Below are 21,647 nucleotides of genomic sequence, written 5' to 3' on the forward strand. Positions count from 1 at the left end.
GTGAATGAAATAATTATTCTTATTTAATACTATTAAACTATCAAGGACCGTTCCCAATAAAAATGCTTTCCGTTTTATCTTTAAAAAAACCACTTTCATACCGGAAATTCGGTTGAAAGTGGTTTTTAGCTTATTTCACTGCAGCGTTTAGCTTATTTATTTCAATTAGTTGACTAAAAAGACAACTATTGAAGTAGGCTTTTCCTCATTATTAATTTTGCATCCGGATTATGACCAGCATTGAATGAAGCAAACTCCGTTCTTCTAGATCAGATAGAGCACCAATAGCTCTTTAAGATGAGAAATTTTGTAGCCCGAGCTGATACTATTCCTATAGGCAGCACCTTAAAACTGTTCATTTGTTACATGGACATCCACCTTATTGTTTTTCATTCGTTTCACAAAATACGTAAACATCAGCAAGGAACACACCACGGACACAGCATTCACCAAGAACAAAACTTGATAGCTGGTGTACTCTGAAACCCAGCCTAGTATTATCGCTCCAAGACCTATGCCAAGATCAGTGGATGTAGAAAAAGAGGCATTGGCAACTCCTGCTCGATCTGGTGGGACAAGACGAATGATTGCCGCCTGTAGAGGCGACTGTGCGGAACCGAAACCAATCCCATATAGAACGGCTGAAAAGAGCACTCCGAACAATCCAGTCGAGAAGCTTAAGACAATCAAAGCCAAAATCGTAATAATGAGAGAGGGTATTATGACAAACCTCTCACTATATCTGTCGGAAAGTTTCCCTGCAATCGGACGTATCAATACAAGAGTGGCAGCATAGACCATAAAAAAGGCACCGGAATTAATTTTTATCAAGTCAGCGAACAACGGAACAAAAGTAGTAATACCACCATAAGCGATAAATAAAAAAAAGACCGATACCGCAACAGGCAAAATGGATTTATCTAATAATTCGATTTTCGATTCGTCAGTCTTCGGCTCATAAGGCAACTTTGCACCAATCGCCATCAGCAATGCCGCAAAAGTAAGGCCGAGTGCAATTAGAAAAAGAGCATGGTACGACAGGTTCTGAGTAATCCAGAGACCACACATCGGACCCACTGCCATAGCAAGCGTCATAGCTATACCTGACCAACCCATGCCTTCTCCACGCCTTCTGGTAGGAATCATATCAGTAATCGCCGTAAGAAAAGAGGTTGTGGTAACGGCCCAGCTTACACCGTGCAATATTCTGAGCCCCATCAATAAGACGATACCGTCTACCCAATTGTACATATACATGATCAAGGCAAATAGAATTAATCCCCAGATGATAAATGGACGCCTGCCGAAACGGTCCAATAGCCCACCAATAAATGGGCGAAAAATGACGGCTGAAAGCATGAATGCTCCCATCGCAAGCCCGACCTGCGATTCGTTTCCACCCATCTGTTTGATAAAAATCGGCATAGTTGGATAAAGCATATAAAACGCAGAAAATAAAAAAAACATCCCTGCGGTCATGAGGATAAATGACTTTGTCCATAGTCGTTCCATATTGCACTCCTCCTAAATTAAAAGTTTTAATGTATTTTCTTTATTCCATTCAATTTGTGATTAAAAATACCAATCCCCTAACTAATTATTTTCCAAAAACTAACAATAAGTTAGGTGCCGACTCTTATCAGATTCATTTCCCTTAGTAAGAAATGATAAAAAAGAAGGATGTACACATATACATCCTTCTTAATCCTCTTTATCAAGCTTTTGTATCCTTATTTCCATTTACCAGTTAATACCTCTGTTCGATCGGTTGCAGTCGAAGGTGTCCTTGATAAATTTGAAATCTCCGTGTACATTTCTTCTGTGATTTTAAAACCGGCAGCTGCTTACGAATCCTCCAACTGGTCTAAATTACGTGCACCAATGATAGGAGCAGTAACAGCAGGATTAGCCATAAGCCAAGCAACTGCTAAAGTTGCTGGTTTCACATCTTGTTCTTGTGAAAATTTGGTGAACTGTTCAGCAGTAACAAAATCTTCCTCGGCAGTAACGGTCTATAATTATGGTAAGATAGGATACTTTCTATTGAATTTAACACAATTTATTGATTTTTAAACTTTTCCTACTGTAGTGTTAATTATTCTTCCGAATTTTTCACACTCAAAATATCCCCTAATTAAACCACTTTCTCGTACTTAGCCACCTTACTATTAAGGTTAAATGAAACCAACGTAATAATCGCTGCAATAGCGACTGATACTGCCCCGATCCAACTAACTGCATGAACGGATGTATTTTTTACTGCTATCCCCCCTATTCCTGCGGCCGCAGCTATGCCTAACTGCATGAAGGAGCCATACAGGCTAAGCATAATTCCTGAAGCTTCTGGAGCAAGCCAGACCAGATTATATTGCATTCCTGGACCAGACGACCACGCCGAAAAGGACCATAGCATGAGCAAGGGAATTGCGGTAATAGTAGAACTTGAAATAGTAGATAGCAACACTAAAGCTATTACATGAACAACCAAGCCCCCGACAAGCGTTCTAGGGTTACCAATCCGATCCGTCATGAATCCACCAAACTTAGATCCTATTAAGGTCGCGATACCAAAGGCAAACAAGGCACCACTCACTTCTCGCTCACTCATATATGTAACGGTTAACAGAAATGGGGCAATATAGGAATACATCACCCCATATCCTAACTGCCAAAAAAACGTAGCGCCAAGGCCCATTAAGATTTTTGGGTTCTTTAAATAAGATAGTTGCCTTGCAAGAGGTACGGCAGGCCCGTTACTTTGTGCAGGAATTATTCGCATGATCACGAAGATTGCTAGTATACTAAGAACACCGATCCCCGCAAAAATCAGCTTCCAATCGTATTCGGTGGCTACAAGACGACCAATCGGTACACCGATGATGATGGCGGCACTAAATCCAAGAATAACTGTACCAATAGCCCCTGCTTGTTTTTCGGGTGGTGCTAATTTTGCCGCGGCAGTTTTGGCAGCAATAGCAAACACCCCACTTCCAAGGGCAAGTATAATTCGTGAAAGGATTAGAAAACCAAACCCTGGAAGGGTAAATGTCATTACACTGCCGATTACCATTAAAACAAGAGAAAGTATCAATAACTTACGTTGATTTATTTTTGTCGTCGCCATCACGACAAGTGGAGAACCGAACGCATTAGCCATCGCAAATACAGTGATTAACTGTCCTGCAGCCGATACCGAAACATGATTCAAGGCAGCGATTTTATCCAAAATACCTGCGATGACGTACTCAGATGTACTAACCATGAAGGTAATAACTGCCAATAGGTAAATTTTCCAAGTATTTTTTATGTTATTCTCACCCCTTCAGAAATTCCCACATATATCTACTTCATGCTGGGAAAGGCCTTTTTGTTGCCTACAAAAGGGCTGCTGTTGGGCGAAATATCACTTTATTTTATAGCAATTTGTGGCAACCTTTATTCTCGCCTCATCATTAAATGTTCATTCACTTTCAGGAATGACTTCATTTACACAACTTAATGCGTTTAGTGTTCTTGGAAAGCCCATATATGGAAGGCAGTGGGTGATGGCGCTGATCAATGTTTCCTTGTCATTGCCCACATTTTTGTTACCCAGTACATGGGACTTTACTTGGCTTTCACAACCCCCAAGCGTACTAATAATACAGAGTGTCAACAACTCCCTTGTTTTCAAATCAAGACCGGTACGAGTGTAGAAATCTCCGAAGCAAAAAGCTGAAAGATAATCCTGTATATGCTTTTGATTGGCTGGAGCAGCCTCACGCATTTTTGAAATAATATCACCGAAAATCTCTACTTGAACAGCAAGTCCTTTTTCCAAACGGCTGCCTTCATCTACCGTCTTTTGGCTTTCAATTGGTAAAGCGATATCCTTTGCCTTGAAAACCTCATTGACTTCATTGATGGCATTTAATGTTTTCGGGAATCCGATGTATGGAGCACACTGGTAAACCGCCTCTTTGATTTCTACAGGTGTCAACCCAACATTTAATGCCGCATCGACATGTGCCTTTAGTTGAGGTAAGGTCTGGTTGGTAGTAAGGACTACCAAAGTGATCAACTCACGTTGCTTGTCATCCAGATTACCTTGATAGAAAACTTCACCAAATATGAAGCGACTGAGATTGTCCTGAAGATCAGGATCGGTTGCATATGCCGCTGGTACTCCATTTCCAAATAGTTGTCTGTATTTTTCTTCACTTTTTTCAACACGGTTCATAAATAAGCCTCCTGGTTAAAGTAAAATTTCTATTATTATTTCAAAAAACAGATAAACATAATGCTTTACTAATTAATATTGATTGATTAATCAACATCTGTTTATAATTATAAAAAAGCCATTCATGCTTTCAATGGTTAAAATATCGTAATTCGTTGATTACTCAACAAATCAATTAAAATTGTTGATTATCTTTAGAAAGACTGGTGAAAGAATTGTCTAAAGTTGATAGAAGAATAGCCAAAAGCCAATTAGCTATTAAAAATGCTGTTATTGAACTTATGTCTGAAAATAGTTTTGACGATATTACTATTCAGGATATTGCTGACAGAGCGGATGTGAATCGTGGAACCATCTATCTTCATTACACGGATAAATATGATCTACTGGATAAGATGATAGAAGAACATATAAATAATCTCAGAGAACTATGCCAATCAGCATCTGAAATGACGTTTCAAGAAGGAAATTATGTATGGTTCGACTACTTTGAGCATAATTACTTATTCTTTTCTACCATGTTAGCAAGTAAAGGTGCTCCTTATTTCCGAAGTCGCTTTCTTGATTTAGTCATCGAAGAGTATAAGGATGAAGTGGATATAACAGGAGGAATAAATAACGGTTTAAATGAAGAAGTTATTCTTCAATTCTTTGGCTCAGCGATCGTCGGGGCAGTGGAATGGTGGTTCAAAAATGACATGCCTTTGCCAGCTCGTGTCATGGCCGAACAAACGGGGGCATTGTTGGATAGGAATCTAGAATAGTAAAGTAAAAGAGTAACTACATGAAGTTACTCTTTTTTATGTATTTGAATGCTTATTTTAACGATCACTTATCCTCTGAACAAACTCACTTTCTTCCGATTCGACGTTTGAGACGACCCCTCATCCCCTGAACGGCCTCACTTTCTTCCGATTCGACGTTTGAGACGACCCCTCATCCCTCGAAAGACCTCGCTTTCTTCCGCTTCGACGCTTGAGACGATCCCTCATCCCCTGAACGGCCTCGCTTTCTTCCGCTTCGACGTTTGAGACATCCCCTCATCCCCTGAACGATCTCACTTTCTTCCTCTTCGACGCTTGAGACATTCCCTCATCCCCCGAACGGCCTCGCTTTCTTCCCCTTCGATGTTTGAGATGGATGTAGAAGGCTCATCTTAACGTTATTCACTAACGGAAAATGTAACCTTTACACTATCTGAACCTAGGGCTTCAGTTAGACCTGACGTGTTTTCTATTCGTCCGAGCTTTATATAGCTGTAGGAGGTATTGAATGTCTTGTAGAAAAGAACAAGACAGTTGTTCCCATAGAGCATTAAATCGCCTGCATTAATCCTGCCTGGACTGGCTGGCGTATCTGCACGCAGATTACCGGATAAATAATTATATTTTTCATTGCCATTAAGTTCAGACATATCTACTGTTAGCGGCAGCTGTTTAACAAGCGCTTTTGCTGTGTCGTTATCCTCAAGAGCTGCGGTGAATGTTTTATTTCCAACTATGATATTTATGGTTTTCATTGTTTTCGTCTCCTTCGCGCTATCTGTTTGGCTTTTATTATGTTCATAGGATGAGTTGTTAGTAGAAACGCTAGATGGTTCGGATGATGTATCCCTTTCTTTATCTGTATGATTACTGCATCCTGTAAAAGCAAAAATAAAAGAAATCATAAAAAGGATGGAAAGGATTTTCTTCATTCTATCTGCTCCTCTTATTGCTAAGCTTTATACCAATTTGCTCAGGTATTGTTACCAATCTATACTTTTTCCATCTCTGAAGAATTCCCCATTTGGGCCCTCAGGCCCAATGGTCGCTAACCACAGGATAGACTCAGCCGCTTGCTTAGGAGTTCTTGGAGCAGATGGTCCTCCCATATCTGAGCTCACCCATCCCGGATCAACTGCATTTATTTTGATATCACCATTGACCTCTGAAGCTACCAATCGTGTTAATCCATTTAAGGCAAATTTAGACAACTTATAAGCGCCTTCTCCTGGATATGACATATCGCTCATCGCCCCATATTCCGAGGAAACATTAATAATTCTCCCATATCCTTGTTTTTCCATGAGAGGAATAAAGGAACGTACACAATGGTATGGGCCGAAGAAATTGGTTGTCATTGTTCTCTCCAGAATGGAAGGGTCCATTGCCACTAACTTTTTATTTTCCTCCAGATACACGCCAGCATTATTAATCAATACGTCTAATCTTCCATACCGCTCATTTACTGTAATGGCAGCTTGATGGATACTATCTTGATTATTTACATCCACCTCTACAAACGAGACATCCAATTTGGATTCCTTCAGTTTTTGTACAGCTTCATGCCCCTTCTCTGGATCCCGGCATGCCAAAATCACCTTAAACCCTTTCAGCGCCAATTGCTTGACCAGCTCAAATCCAATTCCTCGATTCCCGCCGGTGACAAGTGCAACTTTTATATCTTTTAACATTTTAAATCCTCCTTTCAGATTGAGTGGTAAATAACATCCTATAAGATATACATCTTATTTTGAAAGTTGTTGTGCAGGGGTAAACATATAGTTTCTTAATAAAATAGTTACTAAACTTAGTATTAAAGATAGGAATCCCACCAATACAACGTATTCAGTGCCCATATCCGAGATAATTAACCCGCCTACAGCTGCGCCAAATGTTGTACCTAAATTAGCGGATGTTAAAAATAAGCCATTAGCGAAATCAGGAGCTTCGGGAGCGGATGACGTAATCCAATATTGGTTAATATTGCCCCCTATTCCAGCTAAAATCCCCCAAATTAAAGTAATGATAGCCATTGGTACGGTAAATTGTCCAAAAAAGAATAATAGGATGTATACAACTCCCAATGCAAAAGGATATGTCATTACAGATTTGATCGCATTTTTAGTAAGTAACTTCCCTGCGAGAATGGTTCCAATAATATTGGCTCCACCGAATACAAATAATATTAGACTAATGGTATTGGAAGACATATTCGTAACAGTTTTCAGATAATCCGCAAGATAACTATAAACTCCAAATACAGCTGAGTTTAATAAAATGACAGCCATAATCGAAAGCCAAGTAAGAGGCTTTTTTAAAACAGAAACTTGTGCTCCGTAAGAAAGTCTTTCCTTAACAGGCAGAGAAGGTATAAATAGTAAGGTAGCCACGAATGCCATAATATTTACAACAGCAAAGAAACCAAGTGCCATCTGTAAAGAAGCTGCACTAGCAATAAAACTTGCAATTGGTACCCCGACTACCATACCAGCCGACACTCCTATAAATACCTTGGCAACAGCTTTTGGCGCTTCTTCTTTACTTACTGAGGCAGCCGCTACTGTAAAGGCCAAAGAACAATAGATGGGATGAAAAAAGGCTGGAATGATTCGAGCAAGTAATAGAATGGTAAAGTTTGATGTAAATATGGATACAATGTTTCCCAAAACGAAAACACCTAGTACAAGTAACATGACCTTCTTCCGGTTGATCCCTGAAAATAATAAAGGCATCGTTGGACCAGATACGGCAACAACAAGGGCAAAAAAACTTACCAGCCATCCTGCTTTTGTTACACTGACATGAAAGTGATCAGCAATGGAAGGCAATATCCCAATAACCCCCATTTCGGTATTTAAGATGCCAAAGACTCCAATCGTTAATATAAAAATGAGTAAATTTTTTTGTTTTTGCAAAGAGGTTCCTCCAAACTCTTCCTTTAATTGACTTTTTCAATGTGAACGGTGAAATACCCATTAATATTTTCAAAATTTTCTTTTCCAGAATCCCCATAACCTTTATAAAAAGATGGCTAATTTCCCTATAAGAAAAATTAGCAACGATTAGATTGTCTGTTCTGCTCTTGTTTCCTGCTTTTGGATAAATTTTAAAGTATAATGTGTCCCACAAATATAGATTCCCATAATAGATAAGTGATCAATTAAAAAAACTAGAGTAGAATTATCATTGAACCAATTACCAAAAGGATTATAAATGAATAGCTTTGAACCCATTTCTCTCTTACAAGGAAGCATGCACCCCATAGGCAACAATTAACACCGCCAAAATACGCACCCCAATGGTACGGATACGGCTCGTACCGCTAATTCCCGTCATCCTCCGCACTGAATTGATAATCATAATCCAGGAAAATCCTACATGTACTGCCATGATAATAAATCCCCAATAAGCAGTCTTGATATGTAATTGCCGAAGCATCATGTCGTTTTTTATAGAAATATGGGGAAATAAATCATTTGAAATTAGTACAGCACTTATCATCATCACTGCCATCGTTACAAGAAAAAGTAGATTGATCACTATTTGTAGTTTGCCCCGTAAATGATGACTCCCCTTTAAGATCATTTTATACCAACGTCTATTCAATAAATTATGAACGATAAATAATAGAAGCACGACAACTCCAACGAGCTCATGTATTTTATTTCCGGTAATATAGTAAGCCATTGTTATCACCATGAGAACTGTCATAACAACGTCATTTACTAGCTTGAATAACATCTTTCGATTCACAGAATTCACCTCTTTCCCTAGACTAATAGATTGTGTTTCCATTGTGTGCATTAAAAATATCTTTTAATGGCAACATAACCATTAGCTTTCATATTGCTGTAAATACATCTTCAACAAAACATCCTGAATCCTTTTCGCTTTTTCCTCATCATCTATTAATTTACTTTCTTCAATATTTACATCCTTAGAAATCTTCATATGAGCAGTTACCTTCCAGTGATCTGAAGGGATGGATGCAATTAGGGATTCTGAGCTGCTGTTCTTCGAAACTTTTCCTAAATCAAACTCTTTCATTTGATCTAATGAATTTAAATATTCATCCCTTTCCTCATTTGCGTGGCAAGTAAAGCAACGGCCAATATTATCTTCAGCCACTTCCCTATCAGGAGTAAAATGCTGGTATTCCCATTCCCCATTTCGTTCTTCCGGCGAATATTGGGAACCCCAGCCTTTACGCTTTTCCATCACTAAATAGTGTTCAATCTCTCCATCCTTATATCCTACAAGAGTAATAATGGTGCCGCTCGGAAGCTCCTTTCCGTTCTGCACTGCTTCAATCGCTTCCTTCTTATTTACGTAGATATCTTCATGAATATCTCCTCGATCGTAAGTGGCAAACACGGTTCCCTTTTCAAGGTCTTTAGGAAATTTAACAAGGTTAGCCCCTGATCCAATCTCAGCGTATTCCCCAGACTCCGCCCCAGAGGAACTCTCTTTTTCTTGAGAAATGACCTTTATTTCAGTATCATTGTCGTTGCAAGCAGTAAGGGTGAGGGCTAGCAGTAAGGCAAATAGAAGAATTATTCGTTTTTTCATCTCCTTTTCCTCCTCCAAGTTTTGTTTTTGTTGTTTCGCAACCGATGCTACTCAAATTTCACTTGATGCACACATAATTACAATAACTTTATTTTTAATAGTAGAAATACTAATGCCATTCTTTCTACTGTTGTTATTACTATTTATTCTAGCTACCGACCTTTGATATAGCTAATGCTTATATCTTATATCATGATATGCTTGATGAGCATTTCAAAAACATACATACTAAAACATCATAACGGAGGGCGTTTTTTGGAACTAAGAGTTTTGCGCTATTTTCATACTGTTGTAAGAGAAGGAAGCATTACGGATGCCGCTGTTTTTTGCACAGCCAAACTTATCAAGATAATTAAACCGTGCTTCCATCAAGTAAAGAGGCACACCAGTGTAGGCGTGCCCTCTAATTTTTTATTACTAGGAATACTCGTTATTCATTCCCCTTTGTGCTGATGTCGATCACAAATCGATACAGGTCATCTGATTCTGGTTCATGCTCCAAGGCTTCATCAGGGATGAAAAATCAATAATTACTAGAATACTTTTATAAATTGTTGAGTTCATTATTTAGAAAGTTGCTTTGTAGGAGTATACATGTAGTTTCTTAACATAATAAATGCCAAACTTAATACCAACGATAATAATCCCACTAATACGACGTATGGCGTACCTAAATCTGAAATAAATAATCCACCTACAGCTGTACCAATTGTTGTTCCTAAGTTAACGGCTGATAAAAATAATCCATTAGCGAAATCAGGAGCATCTGGAGCTGCAGACGTAATCCAATATTGATTAATATTAGTTCCTATACCAGCCAATATTCCCCAAATTAAAGTAATGATTGCCATAGGTAAAGTAAATTGTCCAAATAAGAATAAAAGGATGTAAACGGCTCCCAGTGCAAAAGGAAAAGATACTACAGATTTGATGGCATCTTTAGTAAGTAACTTCCCTGCCACAATGTTTCCAATAATATTTGCCCCCCCGAATATGACTAACATTAAACTAATTGATTTCCCAGAGATATTCGTAACGGTTTTAAGATACTCAGCAAGATAACTATACACCCCAAATACTGCTGAATTTAGTAGAATTACAGCAACAATGGAAAGCCAAGTAATTGGTTTCTTTAATACCGATAATTGATCTCCGTAAGAAAGTCTTTCTTTAACAGGCATAGAAGGAAAAGATAATAATGTAGCAATAAATACTATAGCGTTCACGATGGCAAAAAATGCCATTGATATTTGAAACGAAATTGTGCTAGCAAGAAAACTTGCGATTGGTACACCAAGTACCATACCCGCAGATACTCCAATAAAAACTTTTGAAACAGCTTTTGGAGCTTCTTCCTTACGAACTGAATTAGCGGCCATTGTAAAAGCTGCTGAAAAATAGATTGGATGAAAAATGGCTGGAATCACACGCGCAATTATTGCAATGGCAAAGTTAGATGTAAATATAGCTACAATGTTACCTAGAACGAAAATACCAAGTACAAATAACATTGCCTTCTTGCGATTTATCCCCGAAAATAATAACGGCATAGTTGGACCAGATATTGAAACAGTAAGTGCGAAGAGACTTACCAGCCACCCGGCCTTAGATACACTGATATGAAAATAATCGGCAATGTAGGGTAATATCCCTATAACCCCCATTTCAGTATTTATGATGCCGAAAGCCCCTATGGTTAATATAAATATGAGTAAATTATTTTGTTTTTTCATAAAATTCCTCCAATCCTCTTCCTTTAATCGACTCTTTCAATCCCTACATAATCTTATAGTGTTCCCGTTAACGGCTATTAAGATAAAAAACTCTACTTGTTGGAATATAATACATATTTTCTTGAATATTAGACATAATTAATAACTCCCTTTCTTATTAGTACTTAAAACCAATTCTTGTTGTATATGGCCAACATTGACTTCACTTAAATAAAGTTTGGAAGTCTATTCAGACAAAAAAGTGTGAATCCCGACAAGATTAGCGGGATTCACATTGGGTTTCACTCAGAGTACCATTGGCATGCAAAGCTCTCTACTGTCTTCTAATACAAGTCTTATTTTTTCTTCAGATTTTCTTTGAAGAAGGACTCGAGCTTGTCAAAAGGGATTAAATTCACCCGGTCGTACAGATCCACATGACCTGCGCCAGGAACAATGTAAAGTTCCTTCGGTTCCGCCGCCAGTTTGTAGGCGTCTTCGCTGAATTCTCTGGAATGCGCGTTTTCACCCGTTATGAAAAGCATGGGACGAGGAGAAATCGTCTCTATGTCTGCGAACGGGTAAAAATTCATGAATTTGACGTTACTAGTAAGCGTCGGGTGGGTCGTAACTTCAGGTGACGAGCCCTTGGTAGTGAATTCACCTCTTGGAGTGCGGTAGAAGTCATAAAACTCACGCTGGATGGGGTCAGTGTTTTCATTCAGTTCATGTACTGTCCCACCGGTGTATTTAGTTTTACCTCCTGTGAACTCCACATAGCGTTGCTCCGCTGCCTCTTCGAGAATTTTCTTTCTCTGCTCGAGAGTCTGTGAGTGTTTAAGTCCGTTACGGTTGGCGGCACCCATGTCGTACATACTGACTGTCGCAATGGCTTTCATGCGCGGGTCGATTTTGGCTGCGCTGATGGCAAAGCTCCCGCTGCCACAAATCCCGAGAACACCAATCTGATCCCTGTCAACAAACGGCCGGGTGCCTAGGAAATCCACCCCAGCACTGAAATCCTCGGCATAGATATCCGGCGAAACAGCGTTGCGAGGCTGACCCTCACTCTCTCCCCAGAAAGACAAATCAAAGGACAAAGTAACGAATCCCTGTTCAGCCATTTTCTGGGCATACAAATTCGCACTTTGTTCTTTTACTGCGCCCATAGGATGCCCGACAATTATCGCGGGATTTTTGGTGTTCTTCTTCAAACCTTTGGGAATAAAAAGATTCCCTACAACATTCATGTTGTATTGATTTTTAAACTCAACCTTCTTCATGGTTACCTTATTGCTCTTGTAAAAGTTGTCTGCTCCATTGGACATGTCCGGCGTGTATGCAGCGTCAACGCCTGTCTTAGATGCAACAATGGTCGCAGATAAAAGCAAGACTAGTACTACCACTGTGAGTACACGCGCCATAATAGATTTTTTTTGCATTTTAGAGTAACACCCTTTCACATTCGGATAATTAAAGGATTTTCTACTGTGGTATAAGCCATCATAGTAACTCCTTTGTATTTATTCTAGCGCACCCCCTTCATATAGCAATTACTTATATCTTATATCAAGATATGCTTGATGGGCATATCTGAAACGTATATACTAAACCATTATAAAGGAGGAGTGTTATATGGAACTTAGAGTTTTGCGATATTTTCTTACTGTTGCAAGAGAAGGAAGTATGACAGCTGCCGCTGAATTTTTGCATGTTACCCAGCCAACCTTATCAAGGCAATTAAAAGACCTGGAACAAGAGTTAGGAAAAAAATTATTTATTCGCAGCAGTCATAGTATCATTCTTACAGATGAAGGAATGCTCCTTCGAAAAAGAGCAGAAGAAATCATCGATATGGTTGATAAGTTAGAGACAGAGTTTGGTTCCATGGAAGAAACAATAAGTGGGGATATCTTCATAGGCGGCGGGGAAACAGACGCTATGCGTCAAATTGCAAGGGTAGTAAAAAATTTACAGTATCGTTATCCAAATATCAAGTATCACCTCTACAGCGGAAACGAAGACGATGTGACGGAACGGCTTGATAAAGGATTGCTTGACTTTGGTATCTTGATTCAACCAGCTGATTTATCAAAATACAATTATCTCAATCTCCCCGGTAAAGATGTTTGGGGCGTCGTTATGAGGAAAGACAGTCCTCTAGCTTTCAAAGATGCCATTCAGGCAGTGGATTTGTTAAATGTTCCGCTGATCTGTTCACGACAAGCTATGAAACAGACATTTTCTAAAAATGAATTTGCGGATTGGTTTGGTGAAGATTTTGATAAATTAAACGTCGTGACTACCTACAATCTCGCCTATAATGCTGCCATTATGGTTGATGAGGGCATTGGTTATGCCGTAACTCTTGATAAAATAGTGAATACGTCTAGTGATAGTAACCTTGTGTTTAGACCGCTAGAGCCAAACCTTGAATCCGGCTTAAATATTGTTTGGAAAAAGCATCAGGTTTTTTCAGCAGCTGCAGAGATGTTTCTAAAAGAAATTCAGGAGAAATTCTCAAACTCTTTGAATTGACGAAAGACTCCGGGGGATACCACGTTACAACAAAGATATGAAATGTTTTTAGACCGAAAAGCTCAAGTAGAAGCATAGATGGAAGTCATTGTATTTGGCAATTAATAAATGCTATAAATGGCAGTATCTTTTATGAATGCAAAAAAGAGCTAAAAATTCGCAGGTAGTGCATAAAAACTTGCATATTTTAGGCTCTTTATTTTTATACCTTATTGATGCAGATAGTGGTTTCGTCAGGCAATAAAAAAGGAAAACTCGCCAGTCTACGAATTTTCCTTTTTTATAGTTATCCCATTCCTAATTCAACTAAACCCTTTTACTTGAATAACGATAATGAAAAAGGACTGCCGAAACAGCTGTCTGATTTTTCTTTTACTAAACCACCCAGTTCGAAAAAGAATTTTTCTATATTGGAGTAAGTTTTTTTATTATAAAATAAACTATTTGCGAGAGTACAAAAAAACCAATAAATGAGTAAGTATGTGTCCAGTTATGTAAAGCAAACATCTCCATTTTTATAAATAAAGGCTCTATAATATAAGAGAAACATCCAGATAGTAAAAAGGAAAAAACCAAGTAGGTTTTATAAGTTTTTGTGTACTGATACATAAACATAAAAGAAATTGGAATTACTGTAATATCAGCAGGCAATAAAGGTGGTACCGTCGGTAATAACTTATCTGGATACCCCCATAGGATCATGTCTCCGCCAATTACATCGGTTATCGAAGCGAAAGTTGACAAAATTAAGCCATAACTGAGGATTTCAAAAGTTCTTTCCTTATCACGAAACTTAATCCATATAAGCCATGGTATTGTAGCTGAGACCAGCAGTAACCACCACTGCCAAGTAAATAGGTCATCATGGAACCAGTGATTAATCGAAACATCCCTCAGAGTTTCTCTTACTTTTTTGACATCTTCAAAAGTTGGATATTTCAACCGTTTACACTCCATATATCATAATTTATACTTTCATAATTTATCCATCAATTCTCCATTTATTCTTAAAGAGTCTGCATATAGAAGAACAGAGCTTAATTTATAAATATTCTTATTGAGCAAAACCGCCAAATTAGCTTAAGTGACTTTCCTTTACAAATTGTAAAGAAAAAGCCGATTATCCAATTAGGAAAATCGGCTTCGTTAGATTTAAATTCGACCTTCGTTTATAATTATGATGCTTCTTCAAACTGACTGTTGTACAGCTCTGCATAGAACCCATTTTGATTCAAGAGTTCTTCATGGGTTCCTGTTTCAATGATGTCGCCATCCTTCATGACCAGGATCATGTCAGCATTTTTGATGGTAGATAGCCTGTGGGCGATGACAAAGGATGTTTTTCCAACTGTCAATTTATCCATTGCTTGTTGGATAAGCATTTCCGTCCGTGTATCGACTGAACTTGTGGCCTCATCCAAAATAAGTAATGGCGCAGTCTTCACCATCGCACGGGCAATGGTAATCAGCTGTTTCTGGCCTGCAGACAAACTTGCTTTATCATCAAGGATGGTATCGTATCCATTAGGCAAAGTTTTAATAAAGTGGTGCAGCCCGACAGCTTTACTGACTGACTCCAGCTCTTCCTCACTAACTCCCTTGCTGGAATAAACGATATTTTCACGGATGGTGCCTTCAAACAGCCAGGTATCCTGAAGGACCATACAGAACAAATCATGAAGGTCTTCCCTGGTAAGCTTGCTGATTGGCATACCATCAATCAGGATTTCCCCGTCATTCACTTCATAGAAACGCATCAGCAGATTGACAAGAGTTGTCTTGCCTGCACCAGTAGGACCGACAATTGCCACTTTTTGGCCTGCCTTGACGTTAACCGAGAAGTTTTTGATGACTGGCTTATTTTCGTCATAGCCAAAGCGTACATTTCTGAACTCTACATCACCTGTAACCGTTTCGAGTTTGTCTTTCTTTTCACTTTCATCTGCCAGTTCTTTTTCATTCAGAAATTCAAAGACACGCCCACTGGCCGCGGCTGTTGACTGCAACTGTGTGGCTCCCTGGGCAATCTGGGTGAGAGGCTGAGTGAAAAGGCGAATGTACAACATAAATGAGACAATAACACCGAATGAGATATGGCCATTGACTGCAAGGGCCGCGCCGACAATACATACCACGACATAACCAAGGTTTCCGACAAACATCATGAATGGCATCATCAGACCAGACAGGAATTGTGATTTCCAGGCGCTGTCATATAATCCTGTGTTGATCTCCTGGAAAGTTGCTTTTGCCAACTTTTCTCCATTATAAGCTTTGACCACATTGTGGCCTGAATAGGTCTCTTCGATATACCCGTTCAATTTACCCAGCTGTTTTTGCTGCCTTCCAAAGAAGACTTGTGACTTGGAAATCAATAAGGACATCAATGCAAATCCAATAAATGTGGATAAGACCGCAGCAATCGCCATAATCCAATTCGTCCAAAACATCATAACCAACGAACCAAGGAATAAGGTGATGGCTGATGTCAACCCGCTTAAACTCTGGTTCAGCGTTTGACCGACCATATCCACATCATTAGTAACACGGCTAAGAACATCACCTGTACTTGTTGAGTCAAAGTATTTTAACGGCAAACGGTTCATTTTTCTTGAGAGATCTTTTCTCAAAGACTTGGAAATCCGCTGCGTGGCTGTCGCCATGATAAATCCTTGGATATATTGAAACACGAACATTAATGCATAAAGGATGACAAGGATCGTTGCCACGTGGACAACGGAATCCATATCAATTTTTGTCATCATTCCTTCGGTTATGGTATCGGTTATATCCCCAAGCATATCAGGGCCAATGATATTAAAGATAGACCCAGTCATCGATAGGACCAGGGCAATTATAATTGCCGGTACATACGCACGGGAGTAAGTGAATAACTGTTTAAAGCTTTTAGAAATGTTAGGGCCGTCCCCCTTTTTGGAGCCCCTTTGGCGTCCTTTCTTACGAGGCCCGTGAGACCCTTTGGTACGTTCTGCTTCTTGGTGATCCTGATTAGCAAACTCTTTATCAGCCAACTTCAAGCTCCTCCTTTGACAATTGCGAGTAAGCAATCTCTTGATAAACACTACATGTTTTCATGAGCTCCTGGTGTGTACCGATACCTGCCACTTCGCCCTCATCAAGGACAACGATTCGGTCCGCATCAATAATGGTTCCAATCCGCTGGGCAACAATTATAGAGGTAGCATCTTTAATCTCTTTTTTAAGACGTGAACGTAAGGTCCGGTCGGTCTTATAATCCAAAGCCGAAAAAGAATCATCGAACAGATAAATTTCAGGGTTTCTATAGATGGCACGGGCAATGGATAATCTCTGTTTCTGCCCGCCGGAAATATTCGTTCCGCCCTGGGCTATTTCAGCCTCATACTGTCCCTCCATCTTTTCCACAAACTCTTTACCTTGTGCGATTTCAACTGCTCTTTCCATTTCACTTACTGGTTTATCCTCTTCTACACCGAAAGCTACATTCGAGGCAACGCTGCCGCAAAACATAATCGCTTTTTGAGACACATATCCCAGCTTTTTTCTTAATGCTTCCAAAGAGGATTCCCTCACATCGACCCCGTCAATGAGCACTTTGCCTTCTGATGCATCCATAAACCTTGGTATCAGGTTGAGGAGTGTGCTTTTACCGCTGCCTGTAGAACCGATGATGGCAACTGTTTCACCATGATGGGCTTTAAAGCTTACATTTTTTAAGACATAGTCCTCTGCATCAGGATATTTAAAGCTTACGTTACAGAATTCAACTTCGCCTGTGACAAGGGCTTTATCCGTTTTGGTTTCTTTTCCATCACCAATTTTGACTTTGGTATCGAGCACCTCATTAATCCTTTTTGCAGAAACGGCTGCACGCGGCATCATGATAAACACCATCGACAGCATCATGAAGGACATAATGATTTGCATGGCGTAGGAGGAAAAGACCACCATGTCGGAAAAACGGGATAATCGGTCCACCATCGGGGCATTGTTAATTATGACGGCCCCAATCCAATAGATGGCAAGGTTCATCCCAGACATCATCAGTCCGATGGCTGGGAACATGATTGCCATTGTCCGTCCGGTGAAAAGATTTGTTTTAGTCAATTCATTATTCGCCTGTTCAAATTTTTCTTCCTGATACCCTTCCGCATTGTAGGCACGGACGACCCGGGTGCCTGACAAGTTTTCTCTGGTTACACGGTTTAATTGATCAGTCAAGGTTTGAATGACTCTGAACTTTGGTAATGCCACCAAGACCACGATGGCAATCAACACGCATAGGAAGGCAACCGCGATTCCTGTCGCAGCCGTCCACTCCCATGCCTTCCCTGTTATTTTCAAAATGGCCCACACGGCCATAATCGGAGCACGGATTACAACCTGCAAGCCCATAATAATTAACGTCTGGACTTGCATAATATCATTTGTGGAACGTGTAATCAGGCTGGCAGTGGAAAAACGGCTGATTTCCTCCATTGAGAAGGACAAGGTCTTATCAAACACCATGCCGCGTAACCGGACCGAAAAGCCAGCCGCCACTCTCGCTGCCAGGAATACAGTTACCATCGACGCAAGCATACTGCCAACAGCACATACTAGCATATAGCCGCCCTGGACGAGGACGTCACTAATCTTGCTTCCCTCTGTCTGCACAAGCTTGGTGATTTCCTCCATAAAATCGGGAATCTTTAAATCAAGCCATACTTGTGTCACGATGGAAACCAGGCTGCATAAAACCAACAGCCAATCCATCTTTTGAAAATATTTAAAGATTTTCAGCATGAATGAATCCCTCCTCGGATTGTAAAAGTCTGGGTACTTACCTATTTCACTATCTTATCTGAAGGGCACATCGAGAGATTCCAGCTGCCCAATACCATCTTTCTCCATTTTTTCTGTCACTGCCTTAATTAGCAAACTCATGCCCTGCTCAACGGTCTCCTGTTCATCTGTACTTAACAGACTTAATGCATCTCTCACTGCCCGTTTCACTGGTTCATTTGTGTTTTCTTTTATCTTGTTGAGAACTTCCTCACTCACGGAGATAATCACTGACCGTTTATCTTTTGGATTTGGTGTTTTCAATAAAATTCCTCTTGCAGACAATCGTTCAACAATATCTGAAACAGTACTTTGGGTCATTTTAAGATTAGAAGTCAGTTCTTTTATAGTAATCTTCTTATTAACCAATACCTGTGCAATGACCCTTAATTGGGGAACAGTTAAACCGTGTTCCTCTGCATGTTTTTGAATACTTTTTACTAAAAAGCGATGTAAAAAATCGATTGATTCTCGAATAAAATCGGCGCGATCTTCCAATGTATACTCTCCTTCCAGAAAACATCCTGTACGATAAATCGTGTTCGATATATCCTATACGATATATCTTACGATTCGATGCTGCTTATGTCAATGGATTCCATCATATAAAGAAATTAAAATTTGATTAATTATTTTCCTTTTTAAAAAGAAAAAGATGACTCACATTAGTTAGAGCCATCTTGCAAAAAAAGTTTATTTTTTTATCGCATGCTTTTCTTCATTTCATTCTTCAAACCCTTTTAAAAAAGTTAAGAGCTTTTCCATCCAATAAATATTATGTTCAGATTGACTAAATGCGTGTTCACTAATAAATTGTACCGCCCTCTGCTGTTTTTCATCAAGTGATTCCATTCGTTCTTTGAATTCTTCTTTATCTTTAGCTCGTTTATATTCATCCCATTGTTTCTTTTCTTTTTTTATCGTTTCCTCAAGAAAAAAAGCTGCCTTGGCAGGGTCTATGAATTTTAACAGATAGATGGATATGTATAGATCTTCTATCTTTGAGACTTTTTTAAAGCTGTTATAAATCTCTTGCTCAAGAAATTGTCTTCCTTCCTGGGTGATTCCGTAAAGAGTTTTGTTGGGACGATTGACTATCTGAATGGTTTCAACTGGTTCAATGAACCCTTTTTTCTGTAGTGCCTCAAAGTTATAGTAAAATTTCCCTTCACTTATTGTTATGGGAATGACATCTAGCAATGCTTTCTTTAGTTGATAGGGGCTGCTATTTTCATTAGCCAAACTCCCTAGTATAAATAGAGAAAGAGACATAAAAAATTCTCCTTTCTTAATTAATTCTTAACCCCTTTTATCTTATCATAATAGCCAATATCACCCTACTTACATTCGTCTTCCCTCTCACCAATGATCTATAGCTTTGGTCTAATACAAGAGCAATAAAGCCCATTTATATAGTTTTACAACTGATCTAAGATATAATTTTTTAGTCCAATTTACTCTATAAAAATTACTCCGATTAGAGTAATTTAAAATACGAGACACAATAAGAAATACATTATTATCCATTATTACTTGTGTAAATTCTTTTAAAAGAGGTGGAAGATTATGAGTCAAGAAGTCATTCCGATGAATGAAATCACAAATTTCCAATCACGTTCAGAAGAGTTTTTTCCTATTAATTGGTACAAAGAAATGCTATACAATCACCCTGTTTACTATCATGAAAAAACAAATACATATAATGTATTTAAATATGAACATGTTAAACAGGTGTTAAGTAACTATGAATATTTTTCAAGTGAAGGCCCTAGAACGACCATCTTTGTTGGAGCTAAAGACAAACAAGAAAAAACTTCACCTATTATGAATATAACAATGATAGACCCACCTCAGCACCGGAAAGCACGCTCCTTGTTAGCAGCTGCATTCACTCCGCGCAGTTTAAAGAACTGGGAGCCGCGTATTCAACAGATTGCTGCCGAACTTGTGGATGCTATAGAAGAAAACTCGACTGTTAACATTGTTGAAGCCTTGGCTGCGCCGCTGCCTAGTATAGTCATAACCGATTTATTCGGGGTGCCGGTACAAGATCAGCATCAATTCAAAAAATGGGTTGATATTCTTTTTCAACCTTATGACAAAGAAAAGCTGGAAGATATTGAACTGGCAAAACAAAAGGCTGCACAAGAATATTTCCAATACCTTTATCCGATTGTCGTTCAAAAACGTATGAACCTTTCTGATGATATTATCTCCGATTTAATCCGAGCCGAAGTTGATGGCGAAAGGTTTACGGATGAGCAGATTGTACAAACCACCATGCTGCTTTTAGGTGCGGGAGTGGAAACCACCAGTCATGCGATTGCCAATTCCTTCTATTCCCTGCTTTATGATAACCAGTCATTATACGGAGAACTAAGAGATCATATTGAATTAGTGCCAAACGCAGTCGAGGAAATGCTCCGTTATCGTTTTCATATGTCAAGAAGGGATCGTACGGTTAAACAAGACAATAATTTATTAGGTACTGAATTGAAAAAAGGTGATGTCGTTATTGCGTGGATGAGTGCATGCAATATGGATGAAGATATGTTCGAAGACCCATTTTCTTTAAACATTCATCGTTCCAATAATAAAAGGCATTTGACTTTCGGAAATGGACCACATATCTGTTTAGGGGCCCCTCTTGCACGATTAGAAATGAAAATTGCTTTAGAGGCATTTTTACAAAAGTTTGCTCGGATTGCACCTGTAGAAGGGTTTCAATTAGAAGAAAATTTAACGGCTTCTGCTACGGGACAGTCCTTAACTTATTTACCGATGAGGGTTTATAGGTAAAGATTTTAGTTCGGGAACACCCGATCACTCCGGTTGTTCCCTTTTTTTATTTGCTTTCTTGTTTTATTGGATGTTCCTTTAGGGAACTAATGAACAGAATTCTCTTTGATTTCTTAAAATTGGCTTATATAGAAACTCTTTAAATGACAGTTTAATAATGAGATCCCATGATTTTGTCCAATAGAAAGCTTCTAAACGACAGTTTAACAAAGTGATCCGATG

Annotated in this window: 19 protein-coding genes; 4 read left to right on the forward strand and 15 right to left on the reverse strand. The window is 39.1% G+C overall.

Going from position 1 to position 21,647, the window contains the following annotated elements; genetic code table 11:
• Nucleotides 1-345: 345 nt before the first annotated feature.
• Nucleotides 346-1,512, reverse strand: coding sequence for an MFS transporter (locus GXK58_RS18805; RefSeq protein WP_160724717.1), 1,167 nt, complete (start codon nucleotides 1,510-1,512; stop codon nucleotides 346-348).
• Nucleotides 1,513-1,680: 168 nt separating this feature from the next.
• Here GXK58_RS18805 and GXK58_RS27725 point away from each other — a divergent pair, with 168 nt between their 5' ends.
• Nucleotides 1,681-2,073, forward strand: coding sequence for a hypothetical protein (locus GXK58_RS27725; protein ID WP_442862486.1), 393 nt, complete (start codon nucleotides 1,681-1,683; stop codon nucleotides 2,071-2,073).
• A gap of 61 nt (nucleotides 2,074-2,134) precedes the next feature.
• Here the strand turns inward: GXK58_RS27725 and GXK58_RS18815 are convergent, their stop codons facing one another.
• Together GXK58_RS18815 and GXK58_RS18820 are read right to left on the reverse strand one after the other, a co-directional pair.
• Nucleotides 2,135-3,307 (reverse strand): MFS transporter, encoded by a 1,173-nt coding sequence (locus GXK58_RS18815; RefSeq protein WP_160724814.1) that lies wholly within the window; start codon nucleotides 3,305-3,307, stop codon nucleotides 2,135-2,137.
• 153 nt (nucleotides 3,308-3,460) lie between these two features.
• The gene (locus tag GXK58_RS18820; RefSeq protein ID WP_160724718.1) at nucleotides 3,461-4,219 is read right to left on the reverse strand and encodes a carboxymuconolactone decarboxylase family protein; all 759 of its coding nucleotides are present in this window, start codon (nucleotides 4,217-4,219) and stop codon (nucleotides 3,461-3,463) included.
• A gap of 215 nt (nucleotides 4,220-4,434) precedes the next feature.
• Here GXK58_RS18820 and GXK58_RS18825 point away from each other — a divergent pair, with 215 nt between their 5' ends.
• Nucleotides 4,435-4,983 (forward strand): TetR/AcrR family transcriptional regulator, encoded by a 549-nt coding sequence (locus GXK58_RS18825; protein ID WP_160724719.1) that lies wholly within the window; start codon nucleotides 4,435-4,437, stop codon nucleotides 4,981-4,983.
• Nucleotides 4,984-5,381: 398 nt separating this feature from the next.
• Here the strand turns inward: GXK58_RS18825 and GXK58_RS18830 are convergent, their stop codons facing one another.
• From GXK58_RS18830 to GXK58_RS18860, 7 genes are all read right to left on the reverse strand, one after another.
• The gene (locus GXK58_RS18830) at nucleotides 5,382-5,915 is read right to left on the reverse strand and encodes a cyclophilin-like fold protein (RefSeq protein ID WP_160724720.1); all 534 of its coding nucleotides are present in this window, start codon (nucleotides 5,913-5,915) and stop codon (nucleotides 5,382-5,384) included.
• Between the two features lie 51 nt (nucleotides 5,916-5,966).
• Entirely contained in the window at nucleotides 5,967-6,674 is a 708-nt protein-coding gene (locus tag GXK58_RS18835) for an SDR family oxidoreductase (RefSeq protein WP_160724721.1), read from the reverse strand.
• A 54-nt stretch (nucleotides 6,675-6,728) separates the two neighbouring features.
• Entirely contained in the window at nucleotides 6,729-7,898 is a 1,170-nt protein-coding gene (locus GXK58_RS18840; protein ID WP_160724722.1) for an MFS transporter, read from the reverse strand.
• A 325-nt stretch (nucleotides 7,899-8,223) separates the two neighbouring features.
• Nucleotides 8,224-8,736, reverse strand: a complete 513-nt coding sequence (locus tag GXK58_RS18845) for a DUF4405 domain-containing protein (protein WP_160724723.1) — start codon at nucleotides 8,734-8,736, stop codon at nucleotides 8,224-8,226.
• 81 nt (nucleotides 8,737-8,817) lie between these two features.
• Nucleotides 8,818-9,552, reverse strand: a complete 735-nt coding sequence (locus GXK58_RS18850) for a cytochrome P460 family protein (protein WP_160724724.1) — start codon at nucleotides 9,550-9,552, stop codon at nucleotides 8,818-8,820.
• Nucleotides 9,553-10,115: 563 nt separating this feature from the next.
• Entirely contained in the window at nucleotides 10,116-11,285 is a 1,170-nt protein-coding gene (locus GXK58_RS18855; RefSeq protein ID WP_160724725.1) for an MFS transporter, read from the reverse strand.
• A 335-nt stretch (nucleotides 11,286-11,620) separates the two neighbouring features.
• Nucleotides 11,621-12,706, reverse strand: coding sequence for an alpha/beta hydrolase (locus tag GXK58_RS18860; RefSeq protein ID WP_202171400.1), 1,086 nt, complete (start codon nucleotides 12,704-12,706; stop codon nucleotides 11,621-11,623).
• Between the two features lie 193 nt (nucleotides 12,707-12,899).
• On the opposite strand from GXK58_RS18860, the gene GXK58_RS18865 reads away from it, so the two are divergent.
• Complete coding sequence (locus GXK58_RS18865) at nucleotides 12,900-13,802, forward strand: LysR family transcriptional regulator (RefSeq protein ID WP_160724726.1); 903 nt, start codon at nucleotides 12,900-12,902, stop codon at nucleotides 13,800-13,802.
• Nucleotides 13,803-14,207: 405 nt separating this feature from the next.
• Here GXK58_RS18865 and GXK58_RS18870 read toward each other — a convergent pair whose 3' ends face one another.
• The 5 genes from GXK58_RS18870 to GXK58_RS18890 form a co-directional block, all read right to left on the reverse strand.
• On the reverse strand, nucleotides 14,208-14,744 hold the full coding sequence (locus tag GXK58_RS18870; protein ID WP_237389717.1) for a CBO0543 family protein: 537 nt from the start codon (nucleotides 14,742-14,744) through the stop codon (nucleotides 14,208-14,210).
• 233 nt (nucleotides 14,745-14,977) lie between these two features.
• Nucleotides 14,978-16,834: an ABC transporter ATP-binding protein gene (locus GXK58_RS18875; protein WP_160724728.1), complete on the reverse strand. Its 1,857-nt coding sequence runs from the start codon at nucleotides 16,832-16,834 to the stop codon at nucleotides 14,978-14,980.
• Entirely contained in the window at nucleotides 16,827-18,587 is a 1,761-nt protein-coding gene (locus GXK58_RS18880; RefSeq protein WP_160724729.1) for an ABC transporter ATP-binding protein, read from the reverse strand. The genes GXK58_RS18875 and GXK58_RS18880 overlap by 8 nt, the downstream gene beginning before the upstream one ends.
• A gap of 54 nt (nucleotides 18,588-18,641) precedes the next feature.
• Nucleotides 18,642-19,124, reverse strand: a complete 483-nt coding sequence (locus tag GXK58_RS18885; RefSeq protein WP_160724730.1) for a MarR family winged helix-turn-helix transcriptional regulator — start codon at nucleotides 19,122-19,124, stop codon at nucleotides 18,642-18,644.
• A gap of 225 nt (nucleotides 19,125-19,349) precedes the next feature.
• Nucleotides 19,350-19,898: a PadR family transcriptional regulator gene (locus tag GXK58_RS18890; protein ID WP_160724731.1), complete on the reverse strand. Its 549-nt coding sequence runs from the start codon at nucleotides 19,896-19,898 to the stop codon at nucleotides 19,350-19,352.
• A 294-nt stretch (nucleotides 19,899-20,192) separates the two neighbouring features.
• Here GXK58_RS18890 and GXK58_RS18895 point away from each other — a divergent pair, with 294 nt between their 5' ends.
• Entirely contained in the window at nucleotides 20,193-21,425 is a 1,233-nt protein-coding gene (locus tag GXK58_RS18895; RefSeq protein WP_160724732.1) for a cytochrome P450, read from the forward strand.
• The last annotated feature ends 222 nt before the right edge of the window (nucleotides 21,426-21,647 follow it).

This window comes from Bacillus sp. USDA818B3_A (assembly GCF_009928415.1).
Lineage (GTDB): Bacteria > Bacillota > Bacilli > Bacillales > Cytobacillaceae > Neobacillus.